General features: G+C 46.1%; 1 protein-coding gene. It reads right to left on the minus strand.

All coding sequences use genetic code 11. The features are described from left to right. Window positions 1–151: 151 nt before the first annotated feature. Window positions 152–1498 (minus strand): IS4 family transposase (locus QMF37_RS18155; protein ID WP_283479138.1); only part of this gene is annotated, 1347 nt, incomplete at its 5' end.

Consider the following 1498-nt stretch of genomic DNA (forward strand, 5'->3'; position numbering starts at 1 on the left):
CATAGCTGTCAACTTAAGAAATAACGTGGAGTATGCCCATTAAATTTGTACGATATGGGGGTTTGAATTAGGGGAATATCGGAAATGGTGATAACTAAGAACGCCAACTAGCCTCCCTTTTTTGGGGGAGGCTGTGGGTGGGTGGGTAATTCTAGTTGAGTTGAAGGCGTTTCAAGGCTGTTCCTTTAGCGGAATTCGGCTTCCGTGCAGTCCTGCTGAGTAAGTGGGAAATCAAGGGGACAAAAGCCAGAAGCGTCTTCTTTTTTTGTTTGACGGCTTCATACATTTGTGCCAAAAACTCACAGGCGATACTTCGAATCGCGATGGTTTCACTAATTTCTTTCTCCTCGATTTCCCAAATCGCATTCCGAAGTTGATACGCAATCAATTGGCTTAACAGGAAAACCAGTAATGTGGCATATATATGGCAGAGCCAGCGCTCTTGTTTGATCAACCGGAAATGATCGATTTCCAAATAGGATTTCAATGCCTTAAAGATCAATTCAATTTGCCAACGCATGCGATACAACTCAACGAGGTGCGAACCTGAAACCGGTTCGGGTAAGTTGGTCATATATCCGGTTATTCTGGCTAAATCACGAACCAACTGCTTGGGTTTCTTCCCACTTTTGGTCGCCCGGCGCTGAATTTTTTTCAGTCGCTGTTGTCGGTCTTCTTCGCCATGGGCAACTAGCACACATCGTGCTGGAAAATGCGCATCGTGCCCAAAGTAAACTTGTTCCAGTTCCAAGATTTCTCCCGGTACCATGTTCTCGCAAAGGAGATCGAGTTCAATGCGTTGATACTCACTACTCTTCACCACAGATCCATTCGGATGATAGGCAGGGAACGGGTTTTGATAGGCCAAATAAGCGTCGTTTCGAAACTTGGTGAGAAAGTAGTTGTGGTTTTCATCAATCTTCTCCAATAAGTGGAAATGGAAATAGCCAAGGTCTTGCAAGCACAATTCTTGCTCGTCCAGAAACGGCACCCGTTTCCCTCCCATGACGGTGTCGTTGACGTTGTCCAGATCGACACGCAAAAAGGTCAGTCGTCCCGTCAACACATCAAATTCATGTTGGATTTTCACGGAGGTTTGGCGTGTTTTTTTCGCGCGCGCTTTCAATGAATTGGGCACATCGATATGCGTGGCATCTAAGATGCGCAAGCTCGTAAACGGCCAATCCACGGCCACTGGATGTTTCGCTAGTTCAAGCGATTGCTGAATCTGGAATAACTCTTCGACCAACCGTTGAAGAAAATGGACAGCTTGCTTAGTGAACTTCTTATCGATTGCGGTACGACTGATGTCGATTTCCTGATCGGCCAAGAGCTTGGTGCTGAGTTCTTGCAAGCTCGGATCGATGAAGTTTCCATGGGCCTGAAAAAGCAACGACAGAAAATCGCTGGCGGTTAGTTTTCTCTTACGTTGAATAAATCCCGTTTCTTTGGCTAGGGCGTCGACCTTTTCTGGTTCCAGGAATGCAAATAGTGCATC

This window comes from Planococcus sp. S3-L1, assembly GCF_030063085.1.
GTDB classification, from domain to species: domain Bacteria; phylum Bacillota; class Bacilli; order Bacillales_A; family Planococcaceae; genus Planococcus; species Planococcus kocurii.